General features: G+C 64.8%; 14 protein-coding genes. 5 read left to right on the top strand and 9 right to left on the bottom strand.

Features of this window, described 5'->3' with window-relative positions:
- Positions 1-390: 390 nt before the first annotated feature.
- The 5 genes from ABT299_RS17385 to ABT299_RS17405 form a co-directional block, all read right to left on the bottom strand.
- On the bottom strand, positions 391-2,415 hold the full coding sequence (locus tag ABT299_RS17385) for a hypothetical protein (protein WP_500251383.1): 2,025 nt from the start codon (positions 2,413-2,415) through the stop codon (positions 391-393).
- Positions 2,412-3,569, bottom strand: coding sequence for a 5'-methylthioadenosine/S-adenosylhomocysteine nucleosidase (locus ABT299_RS17390; RefSeq protein WP_500251384.1), 1,158 nt, complete (start codon positions 3,567-3,569; stop codon positions 2,412-2,414). The genes ABT299_RS17385 and ABT299_RS17390 overlap by 4 nt, the downstream gene beginning before the upstream one ends.
- A complete protein-coding gene (locus ABT299_RS17395) occupies positions 3,566-4,300 on the bottom strand; it encodes an NUDIX hydrolase (RefSeq protein ID WP_500251385.1) in 735 nt (244 codons plus the stop codon). The genes ABT299_RS17390 and ABT299_RS17395 overlap by 4 nt, the downstream gene beginning before the upstream one ends.
- A gap of 110 nt (positions 4,301-4,410) precedes the next feature.
- Positions 4,411-7,425 carry an AAA domain-containing protein gene (locus tag ABT299_RS17400; protein ID WP_500251434.1) on the bottom strand — a complete coding sequence of 1,005 codons (3,015 nt, stop codon included), beginning with the start codon at positions 7,423-7,425 and terminating at the stop codon, positions 4,411-4,413.
- A gap of 614 nt (positions 7,426-8,039) precedes the next feature.
- Positions 8,040-8,537 (bottom strand): HIT family protein, encoded by a 498-nt coding sequence (locus tag ABT299_RS17405; RefSeq protein WP_500251386.1) that lies wholly within the window; start codon positions 8,535-8,537, stop codon positions 8,040-8,042.
- An 827-nt stretch (positions 8,538-9,364) separates the two neighbouring features.
- Here ABT299_RS17405 and ABT299_RS17410 point away from each other — a divergent pair.
- Complete coding sequence (locus ABT299_RS17410) at positions 9,365-9,970, top strand: hypothetical protein (RefSeq protein WP_500251387.1); 606 nt, start codon at positions 9,365-9,367, stop codon at positions 9,968-9,970.
- Positions 9,971-10,045: 75 nt separating this feature from the next.
- Complete coding sequence (locus ABT299_RS17415; protein ID WP_500251388.1) at positions 10,046-10,483, top strand: hypothetical protein; 438 nt, start codon at positions 10,046-10,048, stop codon at positions 10,481-10,483.
- 28 nt (positions 10,484-10,511) lie between these two features.
- On the opposite strand, the gene ABT299_RS17420 is transcribed toward ABT299_RS17415, so the two are convergent.
- A complete protein-coding gene (locus ABT299_RS17420) occupies positions 10,512-11,051 on the bottom strand; it encodes a hypothetical protein (protein WP_500251389.1) in 540 nt (179 codons plus the stop codon).
- A 738-nt stretch (positions 11,052-11,789) separates the two neighbouring features.
- Between ABT299_RS17420 and ABT299_RS17425 the strand changes: the two genes are divergently transcribed.
- On the top strand, positions 11,790-12,101 hold the full coding sequence (locus tag ABT299_RS17425; protein ID WP_500251435.1) for a hypothetical protein: 312 nt from the start codon (positions 11,790-11,792) through the stop codon (positions 12,099-12,101).
- Entirely contained in the window at positions 12,044-12,457 is a 414-nt protein-coding gene (locus ABT299_RS17430) for a hypothetical protein (RefSeq protein WP_500251390.1), read from the top strand. The genes ABT299_RS17425 and ABT299_RS17430 overlap by 58 nt, the downstream gene beginning before the upstream one ends.
- Positions 12,458-12,969: 512 nt before the next feature.
- Here ABT299_RS17430 and ABT299_RS17435 read toward each other — a convergent pair.
- Complete coding sequence (locus ABT299_RS17435; protein WP_500251391.1) at positions 12,970-13,875, bottom strand: hypothetical protein; 906 nt, start codon at positions 13,873-13,875, stop codon at positions 12,970-12,972.
- 160 nt (positions 13,876-14,035) lie between these two features.
- Positions 14,036-14,317, bottom strand: a complete 282-nt coding sequence (locus ABT299_RS17440; RefSeq protein WP_500251392.1) for a hypothetical protein — start codon at positions 14,315-14,317, stop codon at positions 14,036-14,038.
- Positions 14,318-15,120: 803 nt separating this feature from the next.
- Between ABT299_RS17440 and ABT299_RS17445 the strand changes: the two genes are divergently transcribed.
- Positions 15,121-15,288: a hypothetical protein gene (locus ABT299_RS17445; protein WP_500251393.1), complete on the top strand. Its 168-nt coding sequence runs from the start codon at positions 15,121-15,123 to the stop codon at positions 15,286-15,288.
- A 291-nt stretch (positions 15,289-15,579) separates the two neighbouring features.
- Here ABT299_RS17445 and ABT299_RS17450 read toward each other — a convergent pair whose 3' ends face one another.
- Positions 15,580-17,367 (bottom strand): ATP-dependent nuclease, encoded by a 1,788-nt coding sequence (locus ABT299_RS17450; RefSeq protein ID WP_500251394.1) that lies wholly within the window; start codon positions 17,365-17,367, stop codon positions 15,580-15,582.
- Positions 17,368-17,405 lie beyond the last annotated feature (38 nt).

Below are 17,405 nucleotides of genomic sequence, written 5' to 3' on the forward strand. Positions count from 1 at the left end.
AGCAGGGCAGATAGACGGTATCCATTCACCTCAAAGCACTCAATTCTAGGCTGACATGTCAGGCGCGGACGAGCAAGAACCGGCCGGAAGGGCCAGCCGTTCGATCGGCACGGCCGGACGGCCGCGGCGGCGCTGCGGACCGGCGCCCAAGTCAGACGTTCATAGGGCCTCCCGGAGCGGGCGACCTTGGTGGCGTTAGGCCATAGGCATGAGGCAGAACTGGTCCTGCCATTGACATTTAGCACGGATCGCGTCCACGCGACCACGGAATACTCGATACCTATGTCGTACGGCTTCGGGCTTGCTTGGCGATGTCGTGAAACGAGCCGACGACGATCAGGCCGACGCCCTGGTAGCGTGCATCTCCGACCACAGCGGTCGCGGTCGGTTTCACCTGCGCGGTGGTCTTGCTGGTGCCTGTGGTGGAGCAGCCGTCCAAGCGGTTGCGCGGTCTTGGCGATCTGCCCTTCGTCGGCGTTCTTGTTCGAGCCAACGCTTGCCCTCTGCTGCGATCCCCTCCATAACATGGAGCGTGTGGCCCAGGCCGGCGGCATCCAGCGTCGTCTCTGACACTGTTGCAAGGGTTTCGTCTACCTGGAGTTCGTCGATCGCTGCAGCCAACATCTTGGCCTTGACCAGCTCTCCGTTGACGAGAGCGAGTTCGAAACTGTGGTCGCCGTTATCGGTTTGGTGTACCCGGACGGCTGCCACGGCCTCGTAGCGGTAATTTGTGCGGGCTCGGTCGTGGAACGTCCCCCGCTCGAAGTCGAGATCAGCGGTGACCTGGCGGACCCCGTCCTTGGTGAGGACGAAGAGGAGCAGGTGATAGCGCGTATAGCGCCAGGGACCTTTGCGGACCCGTGCTCGCTTGGTGGATGGTCCAGGCGCCTCGATGAAGGCGTGCGCGATCACGTTGCTCATCGTGAGGCCGTAATGGTGCAGGGCATCACTCAGCAGCACCTTCCGGTCGCGGTCCAGCCAGACGGCCATCTCCGGGTCGGTCGGCTTGTCGGCGAGCTTGCGCTTCCAGCTTTCGAAGGCCGCCCAGCAGCCCTCCTCGACTCGGCGCTGCTCGGCGACGTCTGCCGCGTGTCGCCGGGTTTCCGCGACGATCCGCATTCGGGCGCGGGCGGCGACCACCGTGGCCCCGAGCGCCAGGAGCGCTGACACCGCCGCGTTCGTGGGCGCCGTCCGCGCCGCGTCCGCCACCGCCCAGATCGTCCCGGAGGCGAGCGCGGCGAGGCCGAGCAGGGTCGCCGCCTTCGTGCTCAGCGGGACGGCGAGTTCCCGCCGGTACTCCCACAGCGTGCCGTTCTCCCACTGCCGGCGGACCTCGCTCACCCGGTACCGGATCAGCCAGGCGATCTGCTCGACGCTGGTGCGCTGCTCCCGGTAGACCTCGACCATCTCGTCCCGGAGGCGCCTACGGATGCCCACCGTGCCGTCCAGCCAGGTCTGACGGCTCGCATTGCGTGGCACGTACCTGGCGAAGTAGTGGTCGAAGCGCTGGTCGACCTTGCCAGCGAAGCCGGAGGGTTTCGCGCGGGACGGTAGCTCCCGCGGCCGCCTGAACTCCCTGTCCTTCGCGCGGAGTCTTTCGGTGAGGTAATGCCATTCGGTGCCCGCGTGCAGGGCCCAGAATCCACCGCCGATGCCCAGCGCGTACACGAGCAGCGTGAGCAGCTGGAGATCCCGAAGGAGCAGGTAGCCCAGGTTGAACGCCGCACCGCCAAGGACGACCGCCCCGCAGATGGCCCGGGCCTGTGTACCGGCTGGTACCAGTGGCGGTCGGACCGGAAGGAACCGAGGGCCGACGGGGTTGGGGTGGAAATATTTCCAGACGCGGTCCCTGCGACTGTCCGCCAGCTGCTCTTTCCGAGCCTCGGTCAGGGCGCGGTCCCAGATCTCGTTTTTCAGCGGCCCTTCGAGGAACAGCTCGAGGTGCCGGAGGATCATGCCGCGTTGAGGTTCGGCGAGATTGTCGAAGTCCTTCAGCAGCGGCCGGAGGTCGGTGTTGGCCCGGGCGGCGGCGTCGATGAGCCGCAGGACGGTCTTCGCGCCGTCCGCCCAGACGTCCCCGCCGCTCAGGCGGCAGAAGGACGGCGCCTGCCGCAGCGCTGCGGCGTCCGCGTCCGGCATCTCGTTCCACGCCCTCCCGCTGAGGAGGGCGAGTTGCCAGTGGAAGCACACCCTGTTGCCGGTGAGGCCGGCCTCCACGGCCTCGCGGATGACTTCCCGCGCTCTGCTCGACTGGCCGCCGTCGAGCAGCCTCACGCCGATCTCGAACCTCTCCATGGGCGAGGCGCCTGGCGGCGTCGAATAGATCGTGACGTCGCCATGGACGACTCCCGCCTGCATGCCGACCTGGGAGTTGTCCTCGGCGTAGTTGGTCGTGGTCGTCTCCGGCCCGGTCATGACAGGTTCCGGACGAGCCCGAGCACGCTCGCCACCTCGGCCGCCAGGGCGGCAACGTCTGCGACGAGCCCGCGCACCTTCTTCAGCGCGAGTGTCACCGCGCCCGTGTTCCGGGGGGTCGCGTGCAGGGCTTCGCGGGCGTCGTCGAGTTCGGCACGCGCCGCGCGGTGCGTGTCCTCGTCGATGACTCCCGCGTCCCGCGCCTGCTCAAGCCGAGCGGTCAGGTCCGCGAGCACAGCGGACGGGTCCGCCTGCGCGGCCATGTCGGTCTTCAGGTGGACGCCGCCGTGCACGTGGCCGGCCTGGACGCCCACTCTCGCGTTGTCCTTGGCGATGTTGCGGACCGTGTCACCCATCTGCTGGCTCCCCGTCGTTCCGGTCGTCTCATGTCGTGGGTGATCCGCTTCGTCCGTAGTGAGACTCTCGGCCAGGGCGGCGGTGAAGGCAGCGGCGTTGGCCACCGCTCGCGGCTGCCATTCCTCGCGGTCTGTGGCCTCCTTGGTTCCGTCGGCCCGATCGCTGACACCCCGGATCACGACCACCGGAAGCGATCTGTTCAGATGCGCGGCCTGCGCGACTCCGGCCCCTTCCATCTCGATCGCGAGCGCATCGTTGTAGTGACGTCGAATCCAGTCAGCGTGCGCTGAAACCGTGGAGTTGAGAACTACCTCGCCGGCGGCGATGGGCCCGAAGTGCACCTTGGGCTGGCGGTGCTTCGCCCGTCCGCTTCTCATCCAGGCGCGCTCGCGGTCGACGTGCCGGGCGATCTGGTCGGCGCCGTGAGACACCTCCCAGACACGGGGACGGCTCTTGAAACCGTCGTCCTCGCTGGTCCCGCCGTGGAAAGCGTAGACATGGGTCGCCACGACGACGTCGCCGAGAGCGATGTGGGAGTGCAGGGCGCCCGCCACTCCCACGAACAGCAGGGCGGTGGGGGAGAACTCGGCTATAGCGCGTTCGGCCAGGACCGCGGCGGACTGGTTGCCCTTGCCGACGAGCCCGAGCGCGATCCGGCAGCGGCCACCCTCGAGCCGGCCGACTTCGAAGCGGGTGCCCTGCTGGTGCCGATGCAACCGCGGGTCGTGCAACTTCTCTCGGACGGCGTCGTACTCAACGTCCAGTGCCGTGAGCACAACGATCGTGCTGCCACTCATCCTTCTGGCCCCTTCATGTCGAGAGGTTCGGTCGGCCGGACCATGGGCGGGTAGAGGTCCTTGCGCGGGCCGGCCTTGAACAGCCGAGCCGGCCGTCCAGCCGTGACCTTGCGATCGGTGTCCGCCGCGATGATGAAGCCGCTGGACTTCTGGACCTTCCGATAGAAATTCCGGGGGTCGAGCGGGATCCCCCAGACCGCCTCGTAGACCCGCTGAAGGTCGGTGATCGTGAAGGTCGGCCCGCAGAACGCCGTCGCCAAGGACGATCGCTCGAGCTTGGCTCGGGCGCGTTCGACGCCGTCCGCAACGATCTTCCGGTGATCGAAAGCCAGCTCCAGCTCTCCGCAGAGCACCTGATCGGTGCTCTGCCAGCGGGCGCCTGCCGCGTCCGTGCCGGCCGTCGGCTCCGGAAGCCCAGGTGCGATCGCCAGGTAAGCGACGGACACCACCCGCCCGCGCGGATCACGCCCCGGAGTGCCGTAGACATCCAGATGCTCCAGATGCAGCGCCTCAACGTCCATGGCGGCCTCCTCCGCCAGTTCGCGATGAGCAGCGGCGGTGAGGTCCTCCTCCGCGTGACCCAGGAATCCGCCAGGCAGTGCCCAGGCGCCCTTGTGCGGCTCGACGCCACGCTCCACGAGCAGGACGTGCAGGCGCGAGTCGCGCAGCGTCAAGATCACCAAGTCGACCGCGAGCATCACGGCCGGCGGCGTCCACTGGTCGTCGGTCATGTGGCGAGAGTAGCTTTTTGTCAGCTAGACAAAAAGACCCTTGGGGCTGACGCTCCGGCTACTGCTCTATGGCCGATCAGCAAGTCTCGTTGGGAGTGGGGGCGGGCGTTTCATGTGTCATCGGGAAGCCAGCGGCTCAGGCGAGCCTTCGGCACGTTCGCTGCGACGTGCCAGAGCTGATGCCTGGGATCCCACCTCGCCTGCACCAGACGCTTGGCCTCGTCCTTCTCCCCGTATGGGACCCGCAGGTAGAGGCGGCCGTCGACCACGTCGCCGGGGGAGATCCCATCTGCGGCGGGTGCCTTCGTGGATCGAGTTGCCGCCGGTTGCCAAGAGCGTGCGGGCCGGTCCATCCGGGCTCGTTCGACGATGTGCCGGACGCGTTCGCAGGACGTCGAGTCGGTGATCCGCATCATGAGGTCGGTCGAACCGCCGTGTGCCAGCAGGTTCAGGGAACCGTGCCAGAGGACGGTGTCGTCGAGGATCAGAACTTTCTCGTGCATGCGCTCGCGGGCCTCGACCTGGCAGCCGGCCGACCGCAGGGTCGCGACGAGGTCGGCGTCCTTTGTGCCGGGTTCATGCTGCCGGGTGTGGACGGTGACTCGCACTCCGGCGGCGATCCGCGGTTCGAGACGCCGAAGCCAGTACCGCACCGGGTTCGCAGCGAGGAAGGCGCAGTAGATGTCGATGCTGTGGCGGGCGTGCGCGATGTCCCATTCGACGCCGCGGGAGACCTCGTCGGCGGGGAAGAACGCGGGCCGCGCCAGTTCTTCAGGGGCCAGGCCGCTCAGGTCGGCGGCGCTGCGAACCGGGACGAGTTCCTCGACCGGGAGCCGCTGGGCGTGTCGCTCGAAGTACTCGAGCATCCGAGCGGCCTCGCTGGCGGGGCTGAGGTTGCGGTGCATGAAATCGGTGTTGGCGACCAGGACGAGGTGGTCCTGTGCGCGGCTCAGCGCGACGTTCAGCAGCCGGCAGGTCGCCGAGGACAGCCCGATGCCCTCGTAGAAATAGCCGAGCCGGTCGCCGGCTCCCGCGACGGTATCGATCACCACGAGCGGGCGCTGGCTTCCCTGGAAGCGGTGGACGGTGTCCACCACGCCGTCGTAGGTCTCACCGAAGCGGTGCGTCAAGCTCGTGTTCAGCACCTTCTTCTGGTTCTTGTAAGGGCAGATGACAGCGAGCCGATCGGCCGGCCCTTCCCCTTCAGCCAGGCCGGTGTGCTTGCGGGCGGGGAGAACCGTGTCGTACTGCAAGCCCCGGATCAGCTCGTGGATCACCGCTTCATGGACGGCGTTGGTGGTGTGGGCGTTCCTCCTTCCCCGGTCGGGGACCCGGCTGGAGGTGTCGATGAGCACCAGTGGGCTGTCGATCAGGGGCGAGGGCGGCAGTCGCGTCCCGTCCTTCCGGCCGGTCAGCAGCGGCGCGTCCGGGTAGGCGACTTCGTTCACCACCGCGCAGATCGCCTGGCGCATCCGGTACTGCTCGTTGAGAGCGATCATCCTGGAGTCGTCACCGCGGACGCGGCCCTGCGGATCGACGAGCCCGGCGGCGTGGAACGCGTCCCGGTCCATCCATGACCGCGAGTGCTCTCTGTCTTGAGCCGATGCGTTGCGGTTGTTCGAACCGCGTGTGACGGCGGGCAACTGCCGGAAGTCACCGGCCAGGACGACCCGCTTGCGGGCCATGCCCGCCGCGTACCAGGCGGACGGCAGGTTGACCATCCCGGCCTCGTCGATGACCACCACATCGACCTCGTCGAGCAGCCGGCGGGTCTGAACCGCCTTGGACACCGTTGTTCCCAGGACGCGGCAGCGGCTCCGCACCGTGTCCGCGATCTTTTCGCGTTGCTTCTGCAGGTCGTCGAGTCGCTGCTGCAGTAGCCCGGCATCCTCCCGCAGCCGCGCCACCGGCGGCAGCCCTTGCACCTGGGCCAATATGCGTGGCATGGCCGAATCGACGGCGGTCAGTTCTGCTTCACAACGCTGGTAGTCCGCCCAAGCGACTCCGCGTTGCTGCTGGTACGCCTCCCAGGCGAGGCGATGGTGATATAGCTCGCCGTCGAGCGCATCCAGCTTCGCCTGCTTGCGCTGAGCGAACATCCCGGATGGGATTCCGATGCCGGCTATCTGCTCCTGCACCCGCGCGATTTGCCCGGCGGCAGTTTTCATCCCTGCCTCGGCACCGAAGACGGACTGGCCGGCAGCCGCCAGCCGCTGCCCGAGCTCATGGCGCTCAGTGGTGGCACGCGCCGCCTCGTCATGGCGGGCAATGGCTCCGCGTACCGCAGCGAGTTCGGTCGTGACTTGCGCAATCTCGGTGTCCAACTCGCCGCCCAGCCTGTCGGCGATGCGAGCACGGTCGATCTGCTCTCCGTATTTCTCGGCGAGCGACGCGACGGCGATGTCCCCGGCGCGCTGCACCAGCCCCGACTCGAACTCGGGTTCCCGAGCCAGCAGGTCGCACATTCTCAGCAGTGCCTGGTCGACCGAGACGTGCGTGGGGGCCAGAAACAGCACACGCAGGCCCTGCCGGTAACAGCCCTCCACAATGCTCGCGACCACTTCGGTCTTCCCAGTGCCCGGCGGCCCCCAGACGAAGGTCAGCTCGCTGTCGAGCGCCCGTTCCACGGCCAGCCGTTGCCGGGTGTTCAGCTGGCGGTTCCGAAACCCGGGGATGAACCGCTCGGTGGCGGCGCATCGTCCGATCTTCGGCTTGCCCTGACCGACCAGCCATCCTGCGGCGGTGAGATTCATCGCCGCTGCCCCCGCGCCTAACTGCTCCAATCGCTCGGTCAGCGCCACAAGGCCCGCGGTGTCATCCTCGACGAGTTGGGCGTTCACCGACCTGGTGCCCAGGTTCGCCTCCGTGGTGGCCCGGATCTTCCCATCCGGCATTCGCGCCACTTCGACGTGCTCCCACGGACCACGGGACCGCGACGTTCGGATCAGCAGATCCTTGCTGGCGAAGGACTCCCTCCATCCCCTGCAGGAGAACAGGTACTCCCGCTCTGCGCCGGACTGCCGGACGAGCCGACCGTCATTCAGGGACACCTTCTCGGCATTCGTCATGTCACTGTGCAGGGTCGCTGCGATCTCCAACTGCAGCGCACGATGCAAGTGGGCCACGGGATATGGCCCGGGTTGCCTCTCCGCCATTGGTTCCTTCCCTGACACCGTGGAACGTGACGTGCGCGGCCGAGCCGCGCCTTGCTGCGGGCTTTCAGCGCTGGTTCGCCCGCCCGACTCTGGCCACTGCCCTCGCGGCCTGCGGGAGGGGTGTCGACCTGGGCGAGCCACCGCGGCCATGCTTGCGCATGGGCGTGTCCGGGCGGCCGGTAATGGTCGTACCGATACTTGATAAAAGGGATGACTCTAACATATACAGGAGGCTTTGCTCCTTGTCGAGTAGTTTGCAGTGTGCCAGAAGCTGAACCCTGTACCTGCAGCCCTTGACCGTGGTTGACATGGAGTCGAGTAGTGACGCCGACTTTCGACGGGAACGGTCGATGTGCGAGCGCCGCTCAGCCGCTCCTGTGCCCTGGTCGTCCATGAAGGGGCGTCTCGAGAGGTGAGGCGCGGGCAGGGGGAGATCAGGCCACAAGGAGAATTTCCCCGATTCGTACTCACCCCGACGTCGGGGCCACGCTCGACAGTCCGGTCTACCTCGATGACGCCGACCGCCTCGGCCGACTGATCCGGTAGGCACTCGACGCGGCGCGGCTAGGCAGTTCCGGAGCGGCTCAAGGCGGGGTGAGCGCTTGGCGTAGGCGGGTGGCTAGCGCAGCGGTCTCGTCCGGGGGCATGCGGAGCACACCGTTCTCGGTCATGAGGGCGTGAAACTGCTGTTGCCGGTAGGGGACGCCTGGGGGCAGTCCGGCGATATGCCAGTGCAGGTGGGCGTTGCCCTGTTGACTGCCGAGTGACAGCAAGTACGTACGCTCTGGCTCTATGACCGACTCGACGGCCAGGGCTACTCGCCGGACGGTCAGCATCAGCCGGGTGTAGGCGGGTTCGTCGAGGTCTCGGACGACGTGTTCGATATGGGCCTTCGGAGCGACCAGGACCTTGCCGGCGAGAGTAGGCCACCGGTCTAGGAAGGCCACGGTTTCGTCGTCCTCGTAGATCGTCTCGTGTGCGTAGTGAGGGTCCCCTTCGAGGAAGGCGCAGACGAAACAAGGTCCGCTGCGCGCCCGGGACTCGTACGCCTCGTGGTCCATGGGCTGCCGGTCTGTCGTCATCCGCGATCCTCTCCTCACGACCGGAGCGGCACTCGCAAGCGGTGCCGGTTGCGGGGAGTACGTCGGGCATAGTGTCGAGCCCTTCCGCCTTTCAGAAGCGGCAACCTTCCTGCGGCGGTGGCGCCCGCCGAGGTCATGCGGTGCCTGACGTACGTCCGCGGTGCCGGTTGGCTGCGGTCGTTGCCGTCACTGATCGACCTGCCGACGTCGTCCTTTCAACCGCTGGACGTGCCGTTCGTGCTGCGCGGTCCTGCCTAGGCCGTGACGCGCGCCGGTGGAAGGTCGCGTAAGTCATTGTGTGCCACTGTTGCTGTACTTCTCTGCTGCGCGGCAACCGCTCGGATCCCACCGCGCTGTCGGCTTGGGAGTCATTCCGATCTCGGCCGTTATGACCGCTGACCTGGTGTGGACCCATGTCGCACGTGACCGTGAATGGCGCACTCGACGACGCTCTGATGGAGTCGACGATCGGGCTGTACAAGACCGAGCTGATCAAACCGTGCGGGCCGTGGAAGAACCTGTCTGGTGCCGAGCTAGCCGCCTGCGAGTTCATGGCCTGGTACAGCACCACCCGGATCCACGGTGGGGTCGGCCACGCAGCACCCGTCGGGAAGGAAGCCTTCACTCCCGCCGGAACGCCGCAGAGTCCCAGGTCACAGCCACAACCTAGAGCCTGTGTCAAAATTGGCGCGCTTCGCCTCCGGTGTCTCGTCTTGGCTACCTGATCCGGCTAAACGCCACGCCACAGCCGACGAGCTGGCAAGATCAACAAGGTGCGGCGGAATGTAATCATTTGCACGGTAGCAGTAGTAGCGGCTTTCATCCTGTTGCTGACGCTTGCAACAGCAACGTGGTGGAAGTTCTTCTACGAGCCGCCCATCGGTGGTCCGATCGCCGAGGCGTTCACGAAGACTGCCCCGGTCCGCCCTGCCGACTCGTTGACGGACTCAGCGCTGTTCTCGCACGCTCCCGATCCGTGCAAGCTACTGCAATCGCTGGGCGATTTCACCGATCCGGTCAAACACGACGGGGCGTGCGAGCATGTCAGAGAGGTGGGGAAGGGGTATAAGACCTACGAGGTGAGGGCCACTGCGATTCCCAAGTCGACGGACGGTGGGGCGGTGGCCGAAGCCGTTCGTAGGTACGATGCGTTGGCCCGCGAGGCCCACGGCCCGGCGTTCAGCGAGAATGACGCGAAGTTCAAGCACTTCTTCAGTGCGCTGACCGGTCCTGGCGAGCAGGCGTTCGCCAGGTACACGTACATGCAGTCCAACCTGCACGGCTACCTGCACTACTCCGGGGCCGAGGTGGTCTTCAGAGTCCGCAACCTTGTGGTGGAGGTACGGGTACAGTCGCCCGACGACAAGCGGAGTCGGCAGCTCAACTTGGTCTATGCCGCCGCACGCAAGATCGCTGCAACGCTGAAGCCCTGAGACGGTCATTTCGACGACGACTCGCCGTTCTGCCTCAGGTCGCTCCTGGAACACTGAGGACCCGGCGGTCGGGGGTTGCCCCGTCATACCTGCGTCTCGCTGCTGCTCCACCTGGGCATCGCGCCCAACTTTGCCCAGGGCATCGTCCAGCACAGCGACATCGAGGTGACGATGACGATCTACGCGCACAGCCGCGGCCAACTCGTCATCGCCGGGCAGAAAATCCAGGTCGACATCCGCCACGCCGGAACGACCGTCACCATCGAGGACACTGACGGGACCTTTCGCATCACCCACGCCGGCCGGGTCCTCGCCGAGGCCACCCGGACCACCACCAAGCCCATCGCCCGGTTCAGTGCCCGCAAGCCGCAAAAGCCCAGACGGACATCACCGATCGTTGACGCGGGACAGGAGCGGGCGAAGGGTGTCGTTCAGCCGGGCCGTGGTGTCGAGGTCCCAATCGTGCGTGGCGGAGCTGTCTTGAGCACGTGGAGATTAAATCGAGGTCCCTGAGCTGGCGACGTAGTTCGTCGGCGAGGACTTAGTCCGGGTCGTCGGCGTCGATGTCGCCCTCGTTGAGGAGCTCATCCATGGCTTCGACGGCACGCCCGCTGACACAAACCGCGAAGTCGACACAGCCGTGCATGTAGGCCTCCGCCGCATACAGCACCGCAGCCGCCGCAGGCTCATCTGCATCCCCTGGGCCGTCCTGCCCGTCGTTGTGGCAGAACTCGCTCAAATAGTAGGTGCCCAGCGCGTGCTTGATCGCCTGGAAAGCGGTCTGGTCGCCAAGGGCGGCGTCCCACACCGCGTTCAGCAGCGGTCGCAGGCGAATGGTGAACGCGCGCTGGTCCTCGGCCGGCAACGCTTCGTGGGCCTGCAGCAACCGCTCGGCGACCCCGGCCGCAAAGACGGTGCGTTCGTCGACAGAGACCGCCGAAAGCTTCGCGGCTACGGCAGCGTCCAGCAGCTGCCACACGTAGGTCCTCAAATCGGTACGGCGGCGGCTTCGGAGCGACAGCGGCCGTCCGATCTGGCGGACGCTGCTGTGCACGGAGCCGGGTGAGTGGATCAGTTCCACCGTCCCAGACGGTTATGGATCAAGCAACGCTGCCCGAAGCACAGAAGCCCGCCCATCCGAGCAGCAGCCGAAGTGGTCTCAGCGCCAGAACAAAGACGGATCATCTAGCTGGAGTGTCACCTACCTCCTGAGCCGGATCTGTCGCACGGGCCATGAGACTCGACATTGGTGGGCTGCCTGTGCCAAGGCCTACGACGTTGATGCGGGTCCTGGTCCTGAGCTGGGCGAATTGCACTTGCATGTGTCGATGAAGCAGCCATCCGGGCTCGTACCGTTGCAGGCGCGCTGGGTCGTCGGCCAGCGTGCGTCGATCGTGATCGCCATGGTCCAGCAGGCGACGCAGCCGCTCTCGTGCCTTGGCAACCAGCCGTTATCGCCGAGGACGAGCCTGTCCGTCGGGAGCTCGCACAGTGTGCATGTTGTGGCCACCTATCGCGCAAGTGTTGAGATCCAACCGGCAACCTGTCGTCGGCCGTATGGGGCTTGCACCTTGAGGAGTAGGGCAAGCCTAACGGCGGTCATGGGATGAGCTTGGTGAGGTTTGGGTGGGTTTGGTCGGCGAGGCTGACGGCGGAGTCAAGCAGGACGTTGAACGGGACCGATGCTTGGCCGCGCTGGCAGGATCACGGGCTCGTCTTCCCGTCCTCCCTGGGCACGCCCATGGAGCCGGACAACCTCCGCCGTAGCTGAGGCCGCATCCGCGCCGCTGCGGGCATCGGCGCAATGCGGCTGCACGACATGCGGCACACCTGCGTCTCGCTGCTCCTGGACCTCGGCGTTCCGCCGCACATCGTGCGAGAGATCGTCGGACACAGCGACGTCGAGGTCACGATGACCGTCTACGCACACGCGGCCCTCGACGAGAAGCGCGCGGCCCTCCGCAAGCTCGGGGGATGCCCTCGGCTGACTCCTCTGCCCACGACGGCCCCGGACCTGAGTCCGGAGCCGTTTATGCGTTTGAGGGCGGGCTGGGGCCGATCTAGGGTCGGCGGATGCGGTACCTGCCGTTGTCTCTTGCGCTGGGGGCGCTGCGTCGTGGGCGAGGGATAGAGCAACTCCTCGGCGGCTTTGAGGAAGGCGGACGTCGGGGAGTGCGGTACGCCCTGATCACCCCAACCAGCAGCGGTGTCTTCTACGTAAGCTGCACGGCCGTTGAGGACACAGTGGAGTTGGATCGGCACGGTGGCCTTCTCTATCCGAGCGATGACGCCTTCTACCCGGAGGACGCCAACAGAGAGGGCGCCCGGACCATAGGTACCGCCCCGACCCCGGAAGAGGCGCTGGGGCTGGCCGAGCGGGAGTTGGGCGCTGATCCGCGCTGGTGGGTCAACCTCGGGATGCTCGGTTACGAGTACAGGGACTACGTCGCGAGAGGCCGGCCGCTCGGCCCGTGGCAGCCGTCATGAGGGGGCGGTTGTCGTCAAAAACGCCCCGGGCCGTGTGGCTCCGGGGCGTTTTCGCTGGTCACGAGGTGTGGGCAGGGGCGGGGTCGAACCGCCGACCTTCCGCTTTTCAGGTCACAGCGTCCAAGCGCTGTACTGACCTGCGAAAACCCAGGTCGCTCACGAGCGAGAAGCCGATAAGCGGATTGTGTTCCCGGCAGACTATCACGCTATGCGACGGATAGACCACACAATGCTTGCAGCGCTCAGGCCTGCTGGGTTGGGGCCCGGTGTAGAGACTGCCCGTAGCTACCACGCGGCTGCCTGCTCAACCGAGGTCGGACGGCACCCGACACGCACTCGTAGTGGTCACTGCGCGGGGCTGATCTCGTCCGGGGCTGTCGCCAACGGTGAGCCGTTGAGAACCAAGCGGGGGTGGCCGCGAACGTTCCGCTTCAGCGCGCAGGAGCCGGCAGCCATGCGACCCTTGCCGTGGCACATCTCGACCTGCTCAGTGACCATCGTTTTCAGAAGTACTAACCACCCTGCGGCGGGACCGTCTCCCGAGGCCGGACGGTGCCTGACGTGTGCCCGCGGGGGTCGTTGGTCGCCGTCGTTGCCGTCAGGGCTGTCGTCAGGGCTGTCGTCAGCTTCCCTGGTACCTGCGGGTCATAAGATCGTCCAGCCTTGTCCCTTTGCTGCGAGCCCTCCGCTCCGAGCCGTCGCTGTCCTACCGCCCTATAGGGCGTCAACGACTCCAGCCAACCCCTGACAAGGTCACTGATCAGCTGCCGAGCGTCTGAGATCGGCATAGGCGGCTTGGGTGGTTGCTCCTTGGACCGCGCGTGCCGCGCATCTGGTCCTGCGGCATCCGGATGGCAAGCGGTCCGGCTGAACCTGGTCAGCTCCTTCTTTGAGACGCCTGCTGCGTCCATGGCGGACCGTAGCTGCCCGGAGTGCTGGACGATCTCCATGATCCGGTAGAGCTCGACCCACATCAGCGGCTCCGGTTGCCCCAGGATTTCTAGGGCCTCGGCGACGTCGGAGTTCGATGTGGCGTGGAGAAGGTGTTCAGGGGCATCCGGTGGGGCAGGGGTTGGCTGTTGACCATTGACGAGTACTTGAACCACACCAATCTTCGATCGACACTCGACGGTCCCGACCTGCACAACAGTCTGTCGTCGCTCGCCCTCTTGGTAGCGCCCGCTGAGACGCACTGGTCTATAGCCGGCATCTCGCGATCGTGCGAGACCGTTAACGCGCTGCAGGATTGCGGGCGCGACCTCGTAGAACTTCACGCCGTCAGCTCGGTTGTCGATCTCGTAAGAGGCGAGATAGTAGTCGTCGCCCTCCCGCACCACGCGAGGGTCACCTGAGGGCATCAACTCGGCGAGTGCTTCAAGGTCGAACTGATGGCCTTCCAGCCACACCTTCACGGTCATGCGACTAGCGTAGGGACCAACGAGCCACCCCCACATTCCGCAGGCTAAAGACGCCCAGAAACGCAACGCTGTGGGCTTGCTGACCAACAGTCGGGGGCATCTGATCCGCAGCAAGATCAGAGGTCCCCAGGCTGTCCACGGGGAGTCGCTCTCAGCTGGCTCAGAGATCCTCAAGCATCCCCGCTCGCCACTCGTGCTTAATTTGAACGTCGTACTCGCCGTCCTCGACGGCTCGGAGGGCGGCTGCGTAGCCCACCTCTATGGCTTTGTCCAGCATTTCAAGTAGTTCTTGCGGGGCGTCCATGAATCCGGTCCCGGACATCAAGTTGGCCGCTGCCTCGCGGGCCGAGCTTTCGTGGCCGCTACCGTCCACCCGAAGACCCCAGAGGGCATCGATGGTCCTGATGCAACCTTCGAGTTCTTCACTCGATGCGTCTGTCATGGTGCCCAGTATCCAGCCGAACTTCCGTGCGAGGGGTGCGTTCGGCCGAGCGACACATTACGAGACCAACGAACAAGATCCACCCCCGTCCACAAACGTTCCCTGACCTGCTAGGCAGCCCTCCTCAGCCACCCGCCGCTTCCACCCACGTCCAGCTCCGTCCACACCCGCTGTGAGCACTCCCGCGCCCTGAGCATGCATCCGGTCCTCCCGCAGGTTCCCGGCCATGCTCTGATAGGGCACGCCGTGTGGGCTACTCGAAGAGCTCCGTCCGCCAACTATCCCGGATCTCCTCGTCGTAGCGGCCACGTTTCACAGCCTAAGCGCGACCGTGTAACCCACTTCGATCGCTCGCTCTAGCATCTACAGCAGCTTCGGTGACTCATGCAGGAGGCCAGTGCTCGATATGAGATTCGCGGCAGCCTCGCTGGCTGTGCGCTCGTGGCCGCTGCCGTCCACCTCAATACCCCAGAAGGCGTTGATCCGCTCGGAGCACTCGGTCGTGTCCTCGCTTGATACCTCAGCCATAGTCCCCGTATCCAGTCATGGAAGCCCCTGCGCGGCTCGGACTCGAGAGGTCGCGCCCGAGCGAACGGACAAGACGAGCGCCTTGATCGGGCTCGAGTCTGGCGCGCCGCCACACGCACCTGTTCGGCTATCGAGCTCACACAGGCCAACACCGCAGTCGTCCATCACTCCTCGCCCGCGTGGGCTCAATCTGGTCACGAGGGAGCGGAACTGGTCCTCCACGGAGTGAGATCTAAGTAGCGTCGGGGCCCTATACAGCATTTGAGGGGGCCCGCATGGAGATAGCCGAGCTCGTCCTGAAGTATATGAAGGCATTGGCTTGGCCGCTCGGTGCTGCGATCATGGCTTACCTCTTCCGAGATCAGGTCCGCGATGCCTTGCGCAGGGCCATGAGGATCGAGGTCAAGAGGGGCGGCGTCGTCGTTGTGCTGGCAGCGCCCTGAACGCGCTAGAGGCTCTAGCAGAGCTGCGTTACAGGTTCGTCGCACGCGGCCGGCGCGGGCCTGTTCCTTTCGGGGGGCCGTGTCAGGAACGCCATCCGGGCAAGCCGGAGATCACCTAAGCCTGCTGTCAGCACCCACGGTTAGCACGCCCGCCCGTCCCGGGGGTGCGCCCGCGCGTACGGCGAGACGGTGTTAAAGACAGATTCGCACTGGCGTACTCTCCGGCCCGCGGGGGGCCGGGGGCCGCGAGGCCCCCGCTTCGCCGCCCACGCTAAAATGTCAACCGCACGGTTACGACATTTGCGATTCTAGAGCGCCGATCACCCGCAAGATATGCGCCTGTGCTCGATCTCCCAAATGAGATCTAAGCTGGAGGGCCTCGACGATCCACTCAGGGCCCTTTTTTCGCTGAACACTAGGGGCTAGCCGCTCAAGTTCACCTTCATGCACCAGGACTGCACCAACGGATTCAAGCTTGTCAAGCAGGTCCTGGGCGGCGACAGTTGCCACACCCCCCTTGAAAGCCCTGATCCCGAACTCCTTCAGATCTTGCCATGGACTTCGATCAGCCCTGATTGCAGCCTGGAGAAGGCGCTCGCTCTCCTTGTCGTAACGCTTCCCGGGATCTTCTGTCAGCACTCTGGCGGCAAGCTCAAGCACCTCAGCCCTAGTCTTAGGGGTTCTGGGGACGTGGAACTGCCGAGTTGCGGCTTCGTAGTCGCCCTTGAAGTGATCCCATTTTCCCCCAAGCATTTCGACGAAGATTCGTGTCCTCTTAGCATCATTGAGGACATCAAGGTCCGCGATTACGACCAAGGGAACGGCGACCGAACGTAGAGCCCTAACGACGCGACCAAACCCATCCTTTCCCCCGACAGGAACAAATTGAATATCCCCTGGCGAGAAAGGTGGATCGGTAACGCCATCAAGGGATGCGGCATAGAATCGGCAATCGCCATCCGATTCCGCTAGCACTACAGCTCGATGAAAAAGACCATCGAGGACATTGCTGTAGCGAAGAACGGGCTCATCCCACAGTTCGCGAACGAGTTGGTCTTTCAACTGATGAACTGCCGTGTCATTGTCCTTGCGATCCAAGCGCACAACCGCGACCGGAGCCTGCGCTTCCAGAAGACCGACCAGGAGATTGCGGTCATGAGTTGCAAGGAAGATCTGGATTCCACTTTCAGCTGAAATCTCCCCTAGGACCTTGCCAAGGATCTTCGCTTGCGGAGGGTGGAGAAAGGCTTCTGGCTCATCGATCAGAAGAATTCTACAAGATCCAGTTACCAGTGGAATGAGTAGACCCATAAGGCTTTTCATTCCATCACCCTGATTCTCTAGCGGCTCCAGAGTCGCTAGGGACTTAATGTATTCGGGCGAAATTTGGTCGACCCTAGGCGGGGGTACGTCGGTAACGCCCACCCTGAGTTGCGTCTTGCCGCCAAGACGATCGAGCGTTAGCTCCTGCCTGAATATTCTTCTACTAAATTGCTGAACCCGCTGTAGGAGATCAGGATCGTCCTGGATGCGATGGATCGGGTGGCGCGGACTCTCCTGGAGACCATCTCTCTGGTCAACAGGCTCCACCAACTCAACGCGCTTGTGAAGATCGCCCCGCTGGACGACGTGATTCACGATGTCAGCAAGACTATAAGGAGTTGACCCTTGTTTGACAAACTTACGAATGTTGCCGAGGGCGGTTGTTGTACCCGTGTCGTCAACAAAGCCTGGCTTGTACTTATTGCCAGACCAGGCCCACTTATTGCGGAACCAATCAAGTGCGTCGGCGTCGCTCCCATCTCGATGAAGCTTCACTTCTTCAATCAGTATTGGCTTGTAGATGGTGTACTTTGGCCGGGAAAGTCTAATCCAAAGGTCCCTGAGAAAAGTAGACTTCCCTGAATTATTGCCGCCCACTATAACCGTAACACCGACAGGAGGGGGCGCAATGTGATCGCCACCCTTGGTGCTTATCTCTGACACGGCAACGTGAAAATCATTCGCCTCCCCTTCACCTTCGAAGTCAGCTGGCAGCGGAACCGCGTGCTTAGGCTGCCCGTGAGCGGTCATCGACATGGTGTCATTATGTACGCCGGATGCCCGCGACACGACCT

This window comes from Spirillospora sp. NPDC000708, assembly GCF_040299565.1.
Taxonomy (GTDB): Bacteria; Actinomycetota; Actinomycetes; order Streptosporangiales; family Streptosporangiaceae; genus Spirillospora.